18 protein-coding genes and 2 tRNA genes are annotated in these 18,591 nt (G+C 49.2%); 11 read left to right on the top strand and 9 right to left on the bottom strand.

Features of this window, described 5'->3' with window-relative positions:
- The first annotated feature begins 205 nt into the window (after positions 1-205).
- Genes xseB through dxs form a run of 3 tightly spaced genes read left to right on the top strand, consistent with a single transcriptional unit; the run spans position 206 to position 3,242 of the window.
- Positions 206-451, top strand: coding sequence for an exodeoxyribonuclease VII small subunit (gene xseB, locus HLG76_RS08395; RefSeq protein ID WP_077461639.1), 246 nt, complete (start codon positions 206-208; stop codon positions 449-451).
- Positions 444-1,343, top strand: a complete 900-nt coding sequence (gene ispA / locus HLG76_RS08390; RefSeq protein ID WP_175993460.1) for a (2E,6E)-farnesyl diphosphate synthase — start codon at positions 444-446, stop codon at positions 1,341-1,343. Before xseB ends, ispA begins: the two co-directional genes overlap by 8 nt.
- Before the next feature lie 27 nt (positions 1,344-1,370).
- On the top strand, positions 1,371-3,242 hold the full coding sequence (gene dxs, locus HLG76_RS08385) for a 1-deoxy-D-xylulose-5-phosphate synthase (protein ID WP_021024155.1): 1,872 nt from the start codon (positions 1,371-1,373) through the stop codon (positions 3,240-3,242).
- 159 nt (positions 3,243-3,401) lie between these two features.
- On the opposite strand, the gene upp is transcribed toward dxs, so the two are convergent.
- Positions 3,402-4,028, bottom strand: a complete 627-nt coding sequence (gene upp, locus HLG76_RS08380) for a uracil phosphoribosyltransferase (RefSeq protein ID WP_021024156.1) — start codon at positions 4,026-4,028, stop codon at positions 3,402-3,404.
- A 184-nt stretch (positions 4,029-4,212) separates the two neighbouring features.
- Here upp and purM point away from each other — a divergent pair, with 184 nt between their 5' ends.
- Positions 4,213-5,256, top strand: a complete 1,044-nt coding sequence (gene purM / locus HLG76_RS08375) for a phosphoribosylformylglycinamidine cyclo-ligase (protein WP_175993459.1) — start codon at positions 4,213-4,215, stop codon at positions 5,254-5,256.
- The gene (gene purN / locus HLG76_RS08370) at positions 5,253-5,891 is read left to right on the top strand and encodes a phosphoribosylglycinamide formyltransferase (protein ID WP_021024158.1); all 639 of its coding nucleotides are present in this window, start codon (positions 5,253-5,255) and stop codon (positions 5,889-5,891) included. Before purM ends, purN begins: the two co-directional genes overlap by 4 nt.
- Before the next feature lie 39 nt (positions 5,892-5,930).
- Here purN and HLG76_RS08365 read toward each other — a convergent pair whose 3' ends face one another.
- Positions 5,931-6,725 (bottom strand): class II glutamine amidotransferase, encoded by a 795-nt coding sequence (locus HLG76_RS08365; RefSeq protein ID WP_077461644.1) that lies wholly within the window; start codon positions 6,723-6,725, stop codon positions 5,931-5,933.
- Between the two features lie 21 nt (positions 6,726-6,746).
- Positions 6,747-7,325, bottom strand: a complete 579-nt coding sequence (gene lpcA / locus HLG76_RS08360; RefSeq protein ID WP_021024160.1) for a D-sedoheptulose 7-phosphate isomerase — start codon at positions 7,323-7,325, stop codon at positions 6,747-6,749.
- Positions 7,326-7,628: 303 nt separating this feature from the next.
- On the opposite strand from lpcA, the gene fadE reads away from it, so the two are divergent.
- Positions 7,629-10,073, top strand: coding sequence for an acyl-CoA dehydrogenase FadE (gene fadE / locus HLG76_RS08355; protein WP_077661485.1), 2,445 nt, complete (start codon positions 7,629-7,631; stop codon positions 10,071-10,073).
- A 93-nt stretch (positions 10,074-10,166) separates the two neighbouring features.
- On the opposite strand, the gene HLG76_RS08350 is transcribed toward fadE, so the two are convergent.
- Both HLG76_RS08350 and dnaQ read right to left on the bottom strand, forming a co-directional pair.
- The gene (locus tag HLG76_RS08350) at positions 10,167-11,486 is read right to left on the bottom strand and encodes a TIGR03503 family protein (RefSeq protein ID WP_175993458.1); all 1,320 of its coding nucleotides are present in this window, start codon (positions 11,484-11,486) and stop codon (positions 10,167-10,169) included.
- Between the two features lie 8 nt (positions 11,487-11,494).
- On the bottom strand, positions 11,495-12,217 hold the full coding sequence (gene dnaQ, locus HLG76_RS08345) for a DNA polymerase III subunit epsilon (protein ID WP_021024163.1): 723 nt from the start codon (positions 12,215-12,217) through the stop codon (positions 11,495-11,497).
- Positions 12,218-12,268: 51 nt separating this feature from the next.
- On the opposite strand from dnaQ, the gene rnhA reads away from it, so the two are divergent.
- Positions 12,269-12,736 (top strand): ribonuclease HI, encoded by a 468-nt coding sequence (gene rnhA / locus HLG76_RS08340; RefSeq protein ID WP_021024164.1) that lies wholly within the window; start codon positions 12,269-12,271, stop codon positions 12,734-12,736.
- 12 nt (positions 12,737-12,748) lie between these two features.
- Here the strand turns inward: rnhA and HLG76_RS08335 are convergent, their stop codons facing one another.
- Positions 12,749-13,474 (bottom strand): class I SAM-dependent methyltransferase, encoded by a 726-nt coding sequence (locus tag HLG76_RS08335; protein WP_077577247.1) that lies wholly within the window; start codon positions 13,472-13,474, stop codon positions 12,749-12,751.
- 32 nt (positions 13,475-13,506) lie between these two features.
- Here HLG76_RS08335 and gloB point away from each other — a divergent pair, with 32 nt between their 5' ends.
- The 3 genes from gloB (at position 13,507) to HLG76_RS08320 (ending at position 16,600) form a co-directional block, all read left to right on the top strand.
- Positions 13,507-14,265, top strand: coding sequence for a hydroxyacylglutathione hydrolase (gene gloB / locus HLG76_RS08330; RefSeq protein ID WP_077577248.1), 759 nt, complete (start codon positions 13,507-13,509; stop codon positions 14,263-14,265).
- Between the two features lie 71 nt (positions 14,266-14,336).
- Positions 14,337-15,914 (top strand): LysM peptidoglycan-binding domain-containing protein, encoded by a 1,578-nt coding sequence (locus HLG76_RS08325; RefSeq protein WP_175993457.1) that lies wholly within the window; start codon positions 14,337-14,339, stop codon positions 15,912-15,914.
- Entirely contained in the window at positions 15,911-16,600 is a 690-nt protein-coding gene (locus HLG76_RS08320; protein ID WP_254877659.1) for a YIP1 family protein, read from the top strand. The genes HLG76_RS08325 and HLG76_RS08320 overlap by 4 nt, the downstream gene beginning before the upstream one ends.
- Before the next feature lie 42 nt (positions 16,601-16,642).
- On the opposite strand, the gene HLG76_RS08315 is transcribed toward HLG76_RS08320, so the two are convergent.
- A complete protein-coding gene (locus HLG76_RS08315; protein WP_077461649.1) occupies positions 16,643-17,485 on the bottom strand; it encodes an endonuclease/exonuclease/phosphatase family protein in 843 nt (280 codons plus the stop codon).
- A gap of 184 nt (positions 17,486-17,669) precedes the next feature.
- On the opposite strand from HLG76_RS08315, the gene HLG76_RS08310 reads away from it, so the two are divergent.
- Complete coding sequence (locus tag HLG76_RS08310; protein WP_021024170.1) at positions 17,670-18,068, top strand: gamma-glutamylcyclotransferase family protein; 399 nt, start codon at positions 17,670-17,672, stop codon at positions 18,066-18,068.
- 259 nt (positions 18,069-18,327) lie between these two features.
- Here the strand turns inward: HLG76_RS08310 and HLG76_RS08305 are convergent.
- A tRNA-Trp gene (locus tag HLG76_RS08305) sits at positions 18,328-18,404 on the bottom strand.
- Positions 18,405-18,412: 8 nt separating this feature from the next.
- Positions 18,413-18,489: transfer RNA gene (locus tag HLG76_RS08300), tRNA-Asp, on the bottom strand.
- Positions 18,490-18,591: the final 102 nt, after the last annotated feature.

Raw genomic sequence — 18,591 nt, 5'->3', positions numbered from 1 at the left:
CTACCATTAAGTCATTGTTGTTCATTTTCAGGGTATTGGTTATATCGGCAACCAATCCTTTAGGTTTAGCGTAAATCCGTCAATATTAATAAGGATAACATGCCATTTACCGCTTGGGGTAAGAACACAAAATCGGCCTCTGCGGTTTGACCACTTTTCACCGCTGAGTTACCGTCTAGCCTTTCTTTTCTAATTTTATGGCATCATGGCTGTGAAGAAACCAGAAAATATGACCTTTGAGGACACGCTCAAAGAGTTAGACAGTATCGTTGGCGCGTTAGAGTCCGGCGAACTGCCGCTTGATACGGCAATGAAACGCTTCGAGCGTGGTATCACCTTAACCCGTCAAGGGCAAAAAACCTTGGCGGACGCCGAGCAACGGGTCGAGATCTTGCTTTCGCAAGAAGACGATGGGCCACTGACTGAGTTTTCCCCCCAAGACGATGACTAGTACTGTTGCAAAAGATACGCTGCGCGAGACGCAAACGCGAAGTAACCGACAACTTGAATCCTGGCTTTATACCCTAGACCATCAGGAACAACCTCTTATTCAGGCGATGCGCCATGGCTTGTTATTGGGAGGAAAACGGATTCGCCCGTTTTTAACCTATGCGACGGGGCAACTTTTCGGTATACCGCTTGCGCAGCTCGACACACCCGCAGTAGCCGTAGAATGTATTCATGCTTATTCATTAATCCATGACGATTTACCGGCGATGGACAACGACAGTTTGCGCCGTGGTCAGCCGACTTGTCATGTTGCATTCGATGAAGCGACGGCGATTCTCGCCGGTGATGCGCTACAAACACTGGCTTTTACCGTGCTTGCTGAAGGTGAACTCAATCCAAATGCCCAACCATACCGTATCGATATGGTGAAAGTATTGGCCAATGCAAGCGGCGCATCCGGGATGTGCCTGGGTCAATCACTTGATTTAGCCGCAGAAGGCCGAGCCGTTGATTTATATGCCTTGAAGCAAATTCATCGTAATAAAACCGGTGCACTCATTAAAGCGGCGGTACGATTGGGGGCCTATGCGGCTGGGGAGACTGGGGTGAAATACCTTGGATCGTTAGACCGATTTGCGGATGCTATCGGGCTCGCATTCCAAGTTCAGGATGATATTTTGGACATTACCAGCGATACGCAAACGCTTGGAAAGCCTCAAGGTTCCGATGTGAATGCGGAAAAGAGCACCTACCCTGCTTTGCTGGGGCTGGCTGGCGCGCAAGAAAAAGCGGCGCAACTTTACCAAGAAGCACTACACGCCTTGGAGGCGATCCCCTACAATACCGAGCAACTGGAAGTTTTTGCCCGATATATCATCGAGCGCAACAACTAGCATGATTAATAAAAGCGCCGAACCATTATGACATTGGATATATCAAAATACCCAACCCTCGCGCTTGCTGATACGCCTGAAGAGTTACGCACCTTACCGCGTGACCACTTGCCTCAGTTGTGCGAGGAGTTACGTACCTATTTACTTAACACAGTGAGCCATTCCAGCGGCCATTTTGCCTCAGGGCTGGGAACGGTGGAACTCACTGTGGCGCTGCATTATGTCTATAATACGCCGTTTGACCATCTTGTTTGGGATGTGGGGCATCAAGCTTACCCCCACAAAATCTTAACCGGACGGCGGGAGCAGATGCCCACGATCCGGAAAAAAGATGGCCTTCACCCCTTCCCTTGGCGAGAAGAAAGCCCTTACGATGTGCTGTCAGTCGGGCACTCTTCGACCTCAATCAGCGCAGCTCTCGGGATGGCTATCTGCGCGGAAAAAGAAGGGCAAAACCGGCGCGTAGTCAGTGTGATTGGCGACGGCGCCATCACCGCGGGGATGGCTTTTGAAGCCATGAACCACGCTGGGGATGTGAAGCCCGATATGTTGGTCGTACTGAATGACAATGAGATGTCTATCTCAGAAAATGTCGGCGCCTTGAATAATCATTTTGCGCAATTGCTTTCTGGCAATGTCTATACCAGCATTCGCGAAGGCGGCAAAAAAGTGCTCTCCGGCGCCCCCCCGATTAAAGAATTGGTACGTCGTGCGGAAGAACACCTCAAAGGCATGGTCGTGCCTGGCACCATGTTTGAAGAGTTAGGCTTTAATTACATTGGTCCGATTGATGGGCACGATGTCGAAGAGCTGGTCAAAACCCTTAAAAATATGCGCCACCTAAAAGGTCCGCAATTTTTACATGTGATGACCAAAAAAGGCAAAGGTTACGCGCCGGCAGAAAACGATCCGATTGGCTATCATGCTGTCCCCAAGTTTGATCCGAGCGTGCATACGTTACCTAAGTCCAAGCCTTCCAGCCCCAGCTTTTCCAATGTGTTTGGTGATTGGCTTTGTGATATGGCCGAACAAGATGACAAATTGTTAGCCATCACGCCAGCCATGCGAGAAGGGTCTGGCATGGTCCGCTTTTCTAAGGCACACCCAGATAAATATTTTGATGTCGCTATCGCGGAACAACACTCGGTAACGCTTGCCGCGGGTATGGCGATTGGAACCTATCATCCGGTGGTCGCGATTTATTCGACCTTTCTACAACGCGCTTATGATCAGCTCATTCATGATGTCGCGATCATGAATCTTCCGGTGTTATTTGCGATTGATCGCGGTGGTATTGTCGGCGCCGACGGTCAAACTCACCAAGGTGCGTTTGATTTAAGTTACTTACGATGCATCCCAAATTTGGTTGTCATGACGCCCAGTGATGAAAACGAATGCCGTCAAATGCTGTATACCGGTCATACTCATGATGGTCCCGCCGCAGTGCGATACCCACGAGGCAGCGGGATGGGCGCTGTTATTGAAGATAAAATGCAAGCTATCCCCGTGGGTAAGGGTGTGGTCAAACGTCAAGGCGAGTGCATCGCGATCCTTAACTTTGGTACCTTGCTGCCAAGCGCATTAGAAGCGGCAGAAGCGCTCAATGCAACGGTTGTCGATATGCGCTTTGCTAAGCCTCTTGATCACACACTGATCGAGGAGATGGCAAAAGCCCATGACTGCTTGGTAACCGTGGAAGAGAATGCGGTAGCGGGCGGCGCTGGCTCTGGCGTCATTGAAACATTGATGGCGCAAGGCACGGTGAAACCCGTCCTGCAAATAGGCTTACCCGATCGTTTTATTTCGCAAGGCACACAACAAGAAATCCATGCCGATATCGAATTAGACAGCACCGGCATTGAAGCCCAAATCCGGCGCTACCTCGCTAAGCTAGGTTAAGCTAAGCCCCTGAAACTAAAAAAACCGCTAGTACTTAGCGGTTTTTTTGTTTTTCCAAACGATTAATTTGATGACTTGGCGTCTGGCTACTTGGCTTCTGACGACTTAATGGCTTGGTTACTTAATGACCTAGCTACTTAGTAACTTAGTGCCAAAAAGTTACTTAGTGCCAAAAATCTTATCGCCAGCATCGCCCAAACCAGGAACAATATAGCCGTTATCATCTAACTTCTCATCAATGGCAGCAGTATAAAGCTCCACATCAGGATGTGCTTTTTTCAGTGCTTCGATCCCTTCAGGCGCTGAGACCAAAACCAAAACCTTAATTTGCTGACAGCCCTGCTCTTTCAACAAATCGATCGTCGCAATCATAGAGCCACCGGTTGCTAACATCGGATCCACGACCAAGGCCATTCGCTCATCGATGTTGCTCGCCAGCTTATGAAAATAAGGCACAGGTTCAAGGGTTTCTTCGTCACGATAGACACCCACGACACTGATCCGCGCGCCAGGAACGTGCTCTAAGACACCATCCATCATACCGAGTCCAGCACGAAGGATAGGCACCACAGTCACTTTTTTACCTTTAATTTGGTCGACATCAACCGGGCCATCCCAGCCATCGATCGTCACTTTTTCTGTATCGAAGTCTGAGGTGGCTTCATAAGTCAACAGGCTACCTACTTCGGTGGCAAGCTCACGAAACCGCTTGGTGCTGATATCACGTTCACGCATCAAGCCGATTTTATGTTTGACTAACGGGTGCCTTACTTCCACGACCTTCATCTTAGACTCCTTACAAAAAACAAATTCTCGGTAGTATACATGAAAGTAATTTGCTAGCGTAGAGATAGCGCTTGATATATCGTTTAGAATCTCACCAAACTGCTCGCGCAAACGTTTTCCTTTCACTGAATGCGCTGATAGAATAGCGCCGACTTTTGATTTCCAACTCCGGCGAGGAATTGCAGTGAGCGGTAAACAATCATCTCTTAGCTATAAAGATGCAGGTGTCGACATTGATGCCGGCAACGCACTGGTCGATCGTATTAAAGGTGTGGTGAAACAAACACATCGCCCTGAAGTGATGGGAGGACTAGGCGGTTTTGGTGCACTTTGTTCATTGCCAACCAAATACAAAGAGCCCGTACTGGTGTCTGGTACGGATGGCGTTGGAACCAAGCTACGCCTTGCATTGGACGCGAATAAACATGACACAATTGGCATCGATTTGGTGGCGATGTGTGTCAACGATCTGATTGTGCAAGGCGCAGAGCCGTTATTTTTTCTTGATTACTATGCCACAGGAAAGCTCGACGTCGACGTCGCTGCCAATGTCGTGACCGGAATCGCACACGGCTGCCAACAAGCCGGCTGTGCCTTGATCGGCGGCGAAACCGCTGAAATGCCGGGAATGTATAGTGGCGACGATTATGATGTCGCTGGCTTTTGTGTCGGGGTGGCGGAAAAGTCGGCGCTGATTGATGGCAGCAATGTCGGCGATGGCGATGCACTGATTGGCCTTGCGTCCAGTGGTCCGCACTCAAACGGTTATTCCCTGATCCGTAAAATCCTCGATGTGAGCCAAGCGGATCTCAGCACGCCATTGGCCGGTCAACCGCTTATCGAACATTTGTTGGCACCGACCCGTATTTACGTCAAATCTGTCTTGGCGCTGCAGGAGCAAACCTCAATCCACGCGGTGTCACATATCACAGGTGGCGGTTTTTGGGAGAACATTCCCCGCGTATTACCTGCAGGGACAAAAGCAGTGATCGACAATAACAGCTGGCAGTGGCCTGCAATTTTTGACTGGCTGCAAGAAAAAGGCAATGTCAGCGATTACGAAATGCTACGTACGTTTAACTGTGGTGTTGGCTTGGTCATTGCGCTACCACAAACCGAAGCAGAGAAAGCAATTGCTTTACTCAATGAAGCAGGAGAAACCGCTTGGCAACTGGGTCATATTGCCCATGCAAACGCTAGTGAAGCGCAAGTGGAGCTCACAGAATGAAACGCATTGTTGTGTTAATTTCTGGTAGTGGCTCAAACCTGCAAGCGCTCATTGATCAGTTTCATCAGGGGCATCAGGCACGCATCGTTGCTGTTATCGCCAATAAAGCAAACGTATATGGCCTAACACGTGCCGAGCAAGCCGATATTCCCGCTCAGGTCGTTGCTAATACAGCGTATGCCAGCCGCGAAGACTATGACGCGGCTTTGGTTCGGGCTATCGATGTTCATCAACCCGACTTAGTGGTATTGGCTGGCTTTATGCGTATTTTAACCCCAGGTTTTGTCAGCCATTACGCAGGGCGGATGCTGAATATTCACCCATCACTGCTCCCTAAATACACGGGACTACATACCCACCAGCGCGCGATTGATGCTGGCGACAAAGAGCATGGGACGTCGGTACATTTTGTCACGGAAGAACTTGATGGTGGGCCTGTGATATTACAAGCTCGCGTCCCTATCTTTGCCGATGATGAGATTGATTCCGTCGCCGCCCGTGTTCAACAACAAGAACACCGAATCTATCCATTAGTGGTTAAATGGTTTATTGATGGACGGCTTAAAATGGAAGCTGGGAAAGCTTGGTTGGACAATCAGCCACTCGGTCCTTCAGGCCATGCAGCTGACGATTGACCGGCATTGCGATGAACAGGCGCCTCGGCGCCTGTTCGATCATGATGTGGCGACGCTCGCTTGGTTCGAGCAATAGACCTCGCCAAAGTGGAACACGCAGTACTCCCCTTCTTGCATCTTATGCCAGCTCTCATTGTTGGTCAGCGGCTGCGTCGCAATCACTGAAACAATATCATCCGGCGTTGTCTGCTCGTGAAAATCAACTGTCATTTCTTGGTCGATCAAACTCGCTCGACCAAATGGCGCACGACGCGTAATCCAATGCAGATTATTGGTGCAATACGCCATCACATAATCGCCATCGCTAAACAGCATATTATATACGCCAAGCGCGCGCAGTCGGTCACAGCGTGAAGCAATAAAATCAAACACCTCACACATGTTGTCCGGTTGCTTTGGATAATGCTTAAACAGCTCGTTTAACAACCAACAAAAGGCCTTTTCACTATCGGTCTCTCCCACGGGTTTGAAATGTCCCGTCTCGAGACTTTCAAACCCAGAGAGTTGGCCATTATGGGCAAAGGTCCAATGGCGTCCCCAAATTTCTCGCGTAAAAGGGTGTGTGTTTTCCAAGCTCACGCCGCCTCGGTTCGCTTGACGAATATGACTAACGACCGAACAGCTTTTGATCGGATAACTGGTTACAAGCTCCGCGACTTTAGATTGACTGCTGGGGGCCGGATCTTTAAAGGTACGAAATCCTTTACCCTCATAAAAAGTAATCCCCCAACCATCACGATGCGGACCTGTTTTTCCGCCCCGTTGAATTAAGCCGGTAAAACTAAAACAGATATCCGTAGGGACGTTGGCACTCATGCCAAGCAACTCACACATTCTTTCGTCTACCTCTGCGAATTATGCTGCCATTTCCTTTTCCACCAATTGGATCAGAATATGGATAATTTTGATATGAACTTCTTGAATGCGATCAGCATAACCAAAGTGTGGAACCCGAATTTCGATGTCCGCTAGCCCGGCCATTTTGCCGCCATCTTTTCCCGTTAGCATGATTGTTTTCATGCCCTTTTTCTGAGCCGCTTCCATCGCGTTTAAGATGTTCCCTGAATTCCCCGAGGTCGATAGGCCAAACAGAACGTCCCCCTTCATACCCACGGCTTCAACATAACGGGAGAAAACATACTCGTAGCCAAAGTCGTTGGAGACACAGGAAATATGACTCGGATCGGAAATGGCAATCGCCGGGTAGCCTGGACGGTTTTCGCGGTAACGCCCGGTGAGTTCTTCAGCAAAATGCATCGCATCACAATGTGAGCCACCATTACCACAAGACAACACCTTGCCGCTGGCCTTAAAACTATCAGCAAGGAGTGTCGCCGCTTTTTCAATCTGCTGGATGTTATTGTCATCACTCAAAAATGCGGTTAACACATCGGCTGCTTCTGAAAGCTCACCGCGAATAAGATCTTGGTACATGGCACCTTCCCACTGTTAACAAATATCACGCCCGTTAGGCATCAGTCAGTTCAACTGTCAGTGTACCCGTATCGTTTTAGGGCTGTCGACTACCGTTATCATCCAGCAAGCGAGCTCGGTCACGTTTGCTTGAATGGCAACCTATCTTTCCATTTGTGCAATAACTGCAGTGAAGATTTTCTGACCTTGCAGGCCAGGTCACACCGTATGATTTTACAATTATTTAATTTTTTGGTTACATTGAGTGGTACGACCTCTTACCACGACGCGTAAGAGCCTAATTAAACCGAAGGAGATGACGTGATGGCAACAGGGTTATATATCGTCGCCATGCTAATACTGGCCGGCGTACTCGCATACCATCGTGCTAAGTTGCTGGTATCGACTGCCGTACTGGCAGCCGGATTAGTTGTAGGGACAGTCATAGGGAGTGTGGGGCAAATTACTTGGTTAATTTTTGCCGTCATTGCTCTACCACTAAATATTGTGACATTTCGTCGCAATTGGCTGAGTAAGCCTGCATTTAAAGCCTTTAAATCCGTGATGCCAGAAATGTCAGCAACGGAGAAAGAAGCGATCGACGCAGGCACCGTCTGGTGGGAAGCCGATTTATTCCGCGGCGCCCCGGATTGGAACAAATTGCATGATATTCCGGCCCCCACACTTAGCGCTGAAGAACAAGCCTTCCTGGATGGACCTGTTAATGAGGTCTGTCGCATGGTTGATGACTACCAGGTCACGCACGAGCTTGCCGATCTTCCCGAAGAGGTGTGGCAGTATCTGAAGGACAATAAGTTCTTCGCCATGATCATCAAAAAACAATATGGTGGCCTAGAGTTTTCCGCATATGCACAGTCTTTAGTACTGCAAAAACTGTCGGGGGTTTCTGGTGTACTGTCGTCAACCGTGGGTGTTCCTAACTCGCTCGGCCCTGGTGAACTACTTCAGCATTATGGTACCGAGGATCAGAAAGACCACTACCTCCCTCGCCTTGCCCAGGGTAAGGAGATCCCTTGTTTTGCATTAACCAGCCCAGAAGCCGGTTCGGATGCGGGCTCTATTCCAGACTACGGCGTAGTGACCAAAGGCGTTTGGAACGGTGAAGAAGTCCTGGGAATGAAAATCACCTGGAACAAACGCTATATCACGCTTGCACCGGTAGCGACTGTCTTAGGCTTGGCATTTAAGCTACGCGACCCCGATCATTTACTCGGTGATCAAGACGAGCTCGGCATCACTTGCGCATTGATCCCAACCGATATGGAAGGTGTGCAAATTGGTCGCCGCCATTTCCCATTGAACGTGCCTTTCCAAAATGGCCCGACTCAAGGTAACGAAGTCTTTGTTCCGATGGACTTTATTATTGGCGGGCAAAAAATGGCCGGTCAAGGCTGGCGCATGTTGATGGAGTGCCTGTCTATTGGTCGCGGTATCACGCTGCCTTCAAATACCACGGGTGGGCTTAAATCGGCTGCACTTGCAACCGGCGCTTACGCACGTATTCGTCGTCAGTTCAAATTGCCAATTGGCAAAATGGAAGGGATCGAAGAGCCGCTGGCTCGCATCGCGGGTAATGCCTATGTTATGGATGCCGCGAGTGCGTTGACCGTGACAGGGATTGATGCAGGCGAAAAACCCTCTGTTATCTCGGCAATCGTCAAATATCACTGTACTCACCGTAGCCAGCAGAGCGTCATTGATGCGATGGATGTTATTGGTGGTAAAGGCATCTGTTTAGGGCCGAAAAACTATTTGGGCCGGAATTACCAGGGCTCACCGATTGCTATCACCGTGGAAGGTGCGAATATTCTGACCCGCTCAATGATTATCTTTGGCCAGGGGGCGATTCGTTGTCACCCATTTGTCTTAGATGAGATTCGTGCGAGCGAGAATAGCGATCAGCAAGCGGCACTTGCAGCATTTGACAAAGCACTGTTCGGTCACGTCGGCTTTGTATTTAGCAATGTTGCTCGCACCCTTTGGCTTGGTTTAACCGATGGACGTTTCTCGAAAGCACCACGCAAAGACGCGACACGTCGTTACTACCAGCAGATGAATCGCTACAGCTCTGCGCTGGCACTGCTTGCTGATGTCTCTATGGCGGTATTGGGCGGTAACCTGAAACGTAAAGAGCGCTTATCAGCGCGCTTGGGGGATGTGCTTAGCCAGCTCTACTTAGCATCCGCGACCATGAAGCGTTACGCTGACGAAGGCTACCAGACCGAGGATCTTCCTTTGGTTCATTGGGGCATGCAAGACGCGATGTACCAAACAGAGCAAGCATTGGATGGTTTCCTCGCAAACTTCCCGAATCGTGTGATTGCCGGGTTAGTAAGAGCCTTGGTGTTCCCTCTTGGTAGAGGACGCCGCCAGCCGGGTGATCGTCTGGATGGTAAATTGGCAGTGATTTTACAATCACCTAGTGCGACGCGTGACCGGATTGGTCGTGGCCAATTCTTTGAGCCAGGCAATGCGATCGGCAATATCGAGAAAGCGTTGCATGACATCCTCAAGGCTGAGCCTATCCATAAGAAGGTCTGTGACGGTCTTGGCGAGAAGTTGCCGTTCATGTTCCTGGATCAAGTAGCCGATAAAGGGTTACACGCTGGCGTCATTTCCGAGCAAGAAGCCGACTTACTGCGAGAAGCCGAGCAAGGTCGACTCGAAACAATCAATGTCGATGACTTTGATCCTGCAGAGTTACCTGCCGCGTCAGTCAAAGAAAACAAGATGCATAATGCGGCATAACCGCACTGTATTTTGAGCGTACCGCTAAAAGAGAGGGATTTCCCTCTCTTTTTTTTATCATTAACCACGGCTAAATTTTATCATTCGCCACGGCTAAACATTTTTATTCGATCCATCGATATCCAGCTCATCCGTCTCTTCACTTGCCTCCTTTGACTCCGCGTCTTTATCTGGTGGCGGAGCTTCAAGCTCTTGCGCGGCTTCAGCTAATTTTCGTGCTTTACGCTTTTTCAGCACAAACCAGGTTGCGGCGCCAATCAAGATGACAAGCAAATTACCTAAGCCAATAATAATGAGAGACGTTGTACGTGCTTCAGCCTGCTCTCTTTCTCGTCTCCGTGCCTCGGCGGCCTCCATCATTGCCTGCTCACGCGCTTCGCGCTCTGCTTCAGCTTGTTCTAGCGCTTCGTAATCTGTAACAGCAAAAGTTTGCTCTGGTAAGGGGAAAACCAGGGAGCGACCCGACAATTGGTCTGTCGCATATAGTGTTGAGCGCCATTTATATTGCCCAGGCGTACTCGCATAGGGAATATCGAGCGAGAGTGTCTCTGACTTTTCCTCACTATGTTTTTGATAAACCGTTGTCTTGCCTTCGGTATCAGTAAACTTGGCATGAACAGACACGCTGCCGGGCTCAATGCTAGCTTGTTCCATTTGGATAGTTAACTGATGCGGCTCATCATCTATTTGGCTTTGCTTAAAAGTCGCCATGAGTGGCGTCGGGTAAACGAGGACTTCTTGCTCAAGGGTACGAAAGAAGATCCCATTTCCCGATGTCACACGTGCTCGATACTTACCTGGCATCACATCAATAGGAAGCGAAACAGTAAAGATCCCATCATTAGGCGCTTCATCCAGCCCTGTTCCATCATCACTAAACTGGCCGAGTGATTTTGGCTGAGGACGTTGGTCAGGATTAAGCGAGGCAGGATCGTCAACAAACTCAGAAAAACTAACGGTGAGATCCACACGCCGAATAAAGTCTCGCAGATTAAGGGGGTCATCACCTAACATTAATCGTGCGGTGAATTTAATCGCTTCACCTTGATAAAGCCGACTGGGCAAATCTTCCACTTTCATGCGCAAGTCGCTCAGCACTTTCACTTTGTTATCAGGGCTAACGCGACCAATGGCTTGCCACGGCCCGGGCATCGGATCGCTAATCGATACAATGTCCATATCAGCCTCTTGATGCCAAGAGACATTATCGGGATGCCGCCATGCATAATATTTGCTTCCGTCAGGCCGAACCAAGACCACGGGCATGCTGGGTTTTTCTCGATAAATGACAAACGCAGCACGCTCAATCGTGGGGTCAACGCGAAAGCGGTTTTCCAGCAGCCGGATATCTTGCTCGTTGGCGTGTGCCAATAAAGGGAAACAAAAACAAACTGCCCACCACCGCTTTCTCATGCCTGCTCCTACTGCCGCCAAAGACAGCTGCCGTTTTGTTCAATAAAGTCTAACCGCGCTTCATGCGCACTCATTTCATCGGCCGATGCAGGGATGACCTTTAGCGATTTCTGACGCTTAACCGTTCTCGGCGCCATTGGGCTTGCATTATCAGTGTCGGTCCCTGCATTAAAGGATAAATCTGTTTGTCCACCCGTCATTAACAGATAGACGTCAGCTAGTATCTCCGCATCCAGTAAAGCCCCGTGTAATGTGCGCCTTGAGTTATCAATGCCATAGCGATCACACAATACATCCAAGTTATTACGTTTGCCTGGGAAGATTTTCTTCGCCATTGCCAAGGTATCTGTGACTGTGCAAATCTCATTGGTTCGCACCGATACCCCGAGGTTTTTAAACTCATGGTCCATAAACCCCACATCAAAGGGCGCATTATGAGCAATCAACTCAGCACCTTGAATAAAGTCGACGAAGGCCTGATGCACGTGCGTATAGGCAGGCTTATCTGCTAAAAATGCATCAGTAATACCATGCACTGAAATCGCTTCAGGGTCGATCGCGCGCGTGGGTTTGATATAGGCATGAAAGTGCCGACCGGTGAGTTTGCGATTGATAATCTCAACGGCACCGATTTCTATAATATTGTGACCTCGGTAGTGAGGCCCACCTTCGCGGTTCATACCTGTGGTTTCGGTATCTAACACGATGAGACGATCGTAATTCGCTTTCATGGCAATAACTGTGTCAAACTTGGCTCAGATGAATAGCCTATAGTATCAAAGATGACCAAGCAGGTAGAAATTTTCACAGATGGTTCATGCCTCGGTAACCCAGGTCCTGGGGGGTATGGTGTGGTAATGCGCTATAAGCAGCATGAAAAAACGCTGAGTGCTGGGTTTACCCTCACCACCAACAACCGCATGGAGTTGATGGCCGCGATTGTCGGGTTACAAGCGTTAAAAGATTCCTGCGAAGTGGTTCTGACCACGGACAGCCAATACGTTCGCCAAGGAATTACCCAGTGGATCCATAACTGGAAAAAGCGCCAGTGGAAAACGGCGGATAAGAAGCCGGTTAAAAATGCCGACCTGTGGCAGCAATTAGATCAGGTGGCAGCCAACCACCAGATAACGTGGAACTGGGTAAAAGGCCACGCCGGTCACCCTGAAAATGAACGTTGTGATGAGCTCGCGCGTCAAGCCGCTAACCAACCAACCGAAACAGACGAAGGCTATCAGCCTCCTGCATAAAAGCATGGTGCGCTAACCGCCGTTAGGTACAACTCCCCCTAGCGGCGATACCGCTTGCTTTAGTTTCCAACGGGGCTTAATCGGTTTAAGTGGATAACTGCGTTTGCGCGCCATAATAAGATAAATAGATCCTAACGCGGGCGTTATCATACTGGCGCTACTTTCAACCCACGCATGGCGAGCGTTGGGGCGTTGTGTTGGCCATAGACCCATTTGATGTGCGGTAATGATTTCATAGTTCATGACACTTAACCAATCTTTGACGCGCAGCGGTGAAAACATTCGTCCTCCCCAAGGTAGGCGCTGATGTCGACCTCTAATCAGCTTTTTTATCCCCAGGAGACTGGTTGGATTAACGCCAGAAAGAATCAAACAACCATCGTCAATCATCACGCGATCGACCTCTCTTAGTAATCGGTGCGGGTCGTCGCTATAATCAAGTTGGTGTGCGAGTAAACAGACATCAAAGGACTTTTGGATAAACGGTAAGGCATAGTGGGCAGCCGTGAGGTTACGCATCGGATTGTGTTTATCGACACAGACTTGGTGTTGAATGTTACACTGTTCACTGACTAGCTCGCAGCTTAATCCACCTAATTTAAGCAAATGGTAGCCGAATAAAGTAGGCAGGCACTCATCCAGCCGAGTTTGCAATTGGGTGCGCGCCCAATCACCGTAGGCAATCTGGTCCCATGTATAGGGATAGTCAAACTGATGTTCAATGCGCGCTGGTTTCATTATTAAGGCTCATTCTATCGCTGGAGAACCCAATGCTTCACGTCAAAAGCATACCTGCATTTAACGATAATTACATATGGCTCATTATTAGTGAAGATAATCGATGCGCCGTGGTCGATCCCGGTGAAGCAAGTCAGGTTATTGACTATCTCAAAGCAAATACGTTGACACTGTCTTGTATTCTTATCACACATCACCACTGGGATCATACGAATGGTATTGAGGAGCTTGTCCGTTTCGCACCCAGCGCCCAAGTTATCGGACCGGAAATCAAACCTATCCCGCGCTTAAGTATGGCAGTGGGAGATGGCGATCAGATTGATGTTTTCGATCATCGATTTTTAGTGGTCGGAGTTGAAGGACATACTGATGATCACATCGCTTTTGTTGGCGATGGGAAGCTGTTTTGTGGTGATGCGCTATTCTCTGCTGGCTGTGGCCGCTTGCTTGGGGGCACCGCAGCACAAGCGCTAAATTCGCTTAAGAAGCTAGCCTCCTTGCCGATTGAAACAGAGGTCTATTGCGCCCACGAGTATACCGCTGCCAATGTTGCCTTCGCACTCACTGTCGAACCTGAAAACGATGATCTCCATTTGTATCGCGAAGAAGTCAACCGCTTACGCGCTCAGGAAAAACAAACACTACCGAGCACCATTGGACGCGAAAAACGTATCAATCCGTTTTTGCGCATTCATGAGCCAAGCGTGATTCAAGCGGTCAGCAGGCGTGCGCAAGATAACACTGAATTAGAAGTTTTCCGCGCCTTACGTCAGTGGAAGGACGAATTTTGAGCTGAGTCTCTTGTCATCAGTGAGACCAGCCCCTATCATCATCGGCTATTTTGGACGAAGGTTTTTATGCCATGAAGTACCGTTTAGTTTTATTGAGCACACTGTTGCTGAGCGGCTGTCAGTCAACGGGTGACGCTCAAGACACGGATACCGCCCACAAAGCGTCTCCTATTGCGGCCCAGAAGGCTTCATCTGCGCCCACAGAGACCGCAGTAACACCAGAGAAAGCGGTACCTAACCAACCCACGGTACTCTCACCGCAAAAACAAGAGGATGTTTGGCAGCGGATCAGTATGCAACTCTCCTTGCCTGTCCCAAATAATGCATCGGTGAGGCGGTATCGAAATTGGTATTTAAACTACCCTAATCACCTCGCAACCGTGACTGAGCGCGCGACGCCCTTTTTACACCTTATTGTTGAAAAAGTAGAAGCTCGTAATATGCCACTCGAGCTGGCACTGCTGCCTGTTGTTGAAAGCTCGTTTGATCAGTTTGCCTATTCTCATGGTAGAGCCGCGGGCTTATGGCAGTTTGTTCCTGCTACGGGGCGACGCTTTGGCTTAGAACAAAACTGGTGGTATGACGGCCGACGTGATGTGGCCCAATCAACCGATGCCGCACTTGATTACCTCGAGTACTTGCACGGCATGTTTGATGGCAACTGGTTACACGCAATCGCGGCGTACAATTCCGGCGAAGGGCGCGTATCAAGAGCGATCCGACGTAACGAGCAGCGCGGAAAACCGACCGATTTCTGGCACCTTGACCTTCCTAAAGAGACCAGCAGTTATGTGCCCAAACTCATCGCACTGGGTGACGTGCTGCGCAATAAAAACAAATACGGTTTAGATCTCCCTGAAATCCCTAACCAGCCAGTGTTAACCATGGTCGATCCGGGTATGCAAATGGATCTCGCGTTAGCAGCTAACTATGCGGGTTTGACTGTGTCAGAACTGCAAAGCCTTAATCCAGCCTATAACCACTGGGCAACGTCTCCATCGGGCCCAACTCACCTTTTACTGCCGAATGATAAGGTGGCGCGCTTCAATACCGAGCTCGCGAAAAATAAGAATCAGGGACTTCGTGTCGAACGCTATGCGGTTAAGTCGGGCGATAGCCTAAGTGAGATAGCAGACCAGTATAATACCACGGTAAAAGTACTCAAACGCGCGAATCAGTTACGCTCATCACGCATTCGTGTGGGTCAACGCTTAATGATCCCGGTATCGCTCAAAGATGAGTCTCAATACACGCTAAGTGCTCCTCAACGGTTGGCCGCCTTGCAGGCTGCCGAGCGTGATGGTTATAAGCGTACTCACACAGTACGTCAGGGAGATAGTTTTTGGACGATTGCGCGTCGTTATGACGTGGATTATCGCCAACTCGCGAAGTGGAACGGCATGAGTCCTCGCGACACCTTAAGCATTGGTCAACAGCTCGTTGTGTGGGATAAAGAAAACAATGCACAACGTATTCGCACAATCACCTACCGTATTCGCCAAGGTGATTCACTGAGCACGATTGCACATCGATATAAGGTATCCGTGTCAGATTTAATCAAATGGAACCAACTGCGCCAGAACGCATATATCCAACCGGGGCAACAGTTGACGCTTCATATTGATATTTCACGGAGTAGTGGCTCATGATGCAAGCCTCAACCAATCCATTTTATGCCTTACGTGACACCGTACTCCGACCAAGTGCGTGTTTCGCCGCACTAAGTCAACGACCAGCGTGGGGCTGGGTTGCTTATTTACTAATGTGCTTGAGCGCGATTGCGTTTTGGAGTGCTTATTTTGATCACACGGATGTATCAACCCTTCACCAAGCACTGGCTCAACAGCTGTCCATGCCTCAAGCAGAAGCGGAAAAGTGGTTACAACGAGAAACACTCCTAGCCTCTGAAGTATTGGGGGATTGGTTTGGTCGTGCCGCGGTAATTTTTGCCTTAGCCCTTTGGTTCCGGTTATCCACCAAGCAAGAGGCACCTAACTTTGGCTATCGTCACTGGTTAGCGGCATCCTGCTTTATTTTCCTGCCGGCAGTCATTGGTGATTTAGCAAGCTATACCAATATGACACTCGCACCGAGCTTTATCCTTCCGGCTCATGCTGATCTCAATAGTCTGAATGGCCTGCTCAAGCTACCGCTGACATCACCCTGGACAGCCTGGGCAGCCAGTTTACCCTTGCTCCTACCATGGTACTGGGTCCTCAGTATTACCGCTATTGGTACCTGGACACCATTAAATCAAGGTAAAGCCATTGTTGTCGCCACTCTCCCCTGGGTAGCTGTTTTCGGTGGCTGGGCGATCATCATTGCTGTGAGTTAATCCATTACAGCTATGGGTTAATGCATCACACGCGACGAGCGCTCACCCTAGCACCTTAAGTTGTGCCTCCATCGCCGCATGATCGGAGGCACCATTATCAATCGCACTGGCCTGCTCCACGGTCAATCCGCGATAGAATATATGATCCAAAGGCAGCCCAAACTTAGTCATCCGCTGGTCCGGTTGAAAATGCATTTCTTGTAAAGACAAACGCGACACCATCGCTCTGACTGCTTCTAATCGCCGTTGCGACCACGTATTAAAATCCCCTGCCAAGATAATCGGTCCATCAACACGTAACAAGGCTTGCTCAAGCGCTGCTAATTGCTTTTTATAAGCCGCCATCGCGTAAGTGAAGTTAATGCTATGAATATTGACCACAGCCAGTCGCTGACCATTGGAAAGCTGATACTCACTGTACAGTGCACTTTTGGGCAAGCGTAAATAGGGCTCTACCGCTGTATAAGCGCAGCTATGGAGAGGATTAACCTGAGAAAGATTCATAACCCCAGCGACCGCATCTTGCATCGCAAACGCATAGGCTTGATCATAATGAAGTGATGACTGTGTAATCCAGCGCGCGAGTTGAGGGCCAAAACTCGCTTCCTGTAATAGCATAAGACGATGCGGATCTCGATACTGCGTCAATGCTGTATCCCATTGTGGCCGCTGCTGTTTGTAAATGTTCCAAACCAGCAAAGAGAAATGGCCTTGTTCATCCAGCGGTAATGAATGGGTATAATCAACACATTGGCGATAAATACCAGAGACAGTGTGTAACTGTGACCCATCGGGGACAGTAAAGTAACCATTGACACCCACTATGGCCGTTGGGACTAAAATGGCGCTTCCCCAGGCCACTACCTTGCCAATACGTCGTTTCATTACTTAATTACCACCATAAAGCTCACCACTGAAAGTATAGGTTGCCCCTACATCGGGCGCCGATTTTGCGATCGTTAATGCCTAAATACAAGTGATAAACACACCTTATCACTTGCCGCACACTTGATGTCAGAGATAGGATAGAAAAGCAATGATAACAAGGTGTATTCATGGAGCGACGCCTATGCTCAATAATCTATTTGTTTACGGTACTCTTTGTCCAGACGAAGAGAACCACCACCTGCTCGCTGATATGAAAGGGAGCTGGCACAAAGCCAGCATACAAGCAATACGCACCGACCGTGGCTGGGGATCGGCAGCAGGGCACCCAGGGATCGAGTTAAGTGATAACGCAAAGGACAGAGTAAAAGGCTGGTTATTTAAAGCTGACGATCTTTCAACGAGATTAGCGCAGATCGATCAATTTGAAGGCGCGGGCTACCAACGAGTGATTGTTGAAGTGGAATATAAACATACAAGCGGAGAAGACACCAAGCATACCACCGCCTTCACTTATGAACTCTGTTTTAGTCATCAGCCTAATACGACTGGGCCAAGCCAATTCGTCGCCAAAAACGACTAATAAGTGTTCTTACTCATAAACACCAAAACCACCAATAAGCCAGTGTATCGAGTGATACTTGTATAAAAAAAGCACCGACATAAGTCGGTGCTTTTTAGGTGGCAGGGGTAGAGGGATTCGACCGGGCTGGCGACCCAGCGGACTGGCGCCCCAGCCCCCAACACGCAGATCTAACTGCCACACCAAAACCATCAATAAGCCAGTGTATCGAGTGATACTTGTATAAAAAAAGCACCGACATAAGTCGGTGCTTTTTAGGTGGCAGGGGTAGAGGGATTCGAACCCCCAACACGCGGATTTGGAATCCGCTGCTCTGCCAGTTGGAGCTATACCCCTATAAGTAGTGGCGGAGTGGACGGGACTCGAACCCGCGACCCCCGGCGTGACAGGCCGGTATTCTAACCAACTGAACTACCACTCCGCACCAATTCTGTCTCATCAAAGTCTTACACTTAATTGCTTTGATGCTTAAATTTTTGCTAACTAAAGCCTAATACTAAGCGCTAATTAGATAATGAGAGCC

It is taken from the genome of Salinivibrio sp. EAGSL, from assembly GCF_013366455.1.
Lineage (GTDB): Bacteria > Pseudomonadota > Gammaproteobacteria > Enterobacterales > Vibrionaceae > Salinivibrio > Salinivibrio costicola.
Note: the sequence above shows the minus strand (reverse complement) of the source record. Positions and strands in the feature narration are given on the sequence as shown.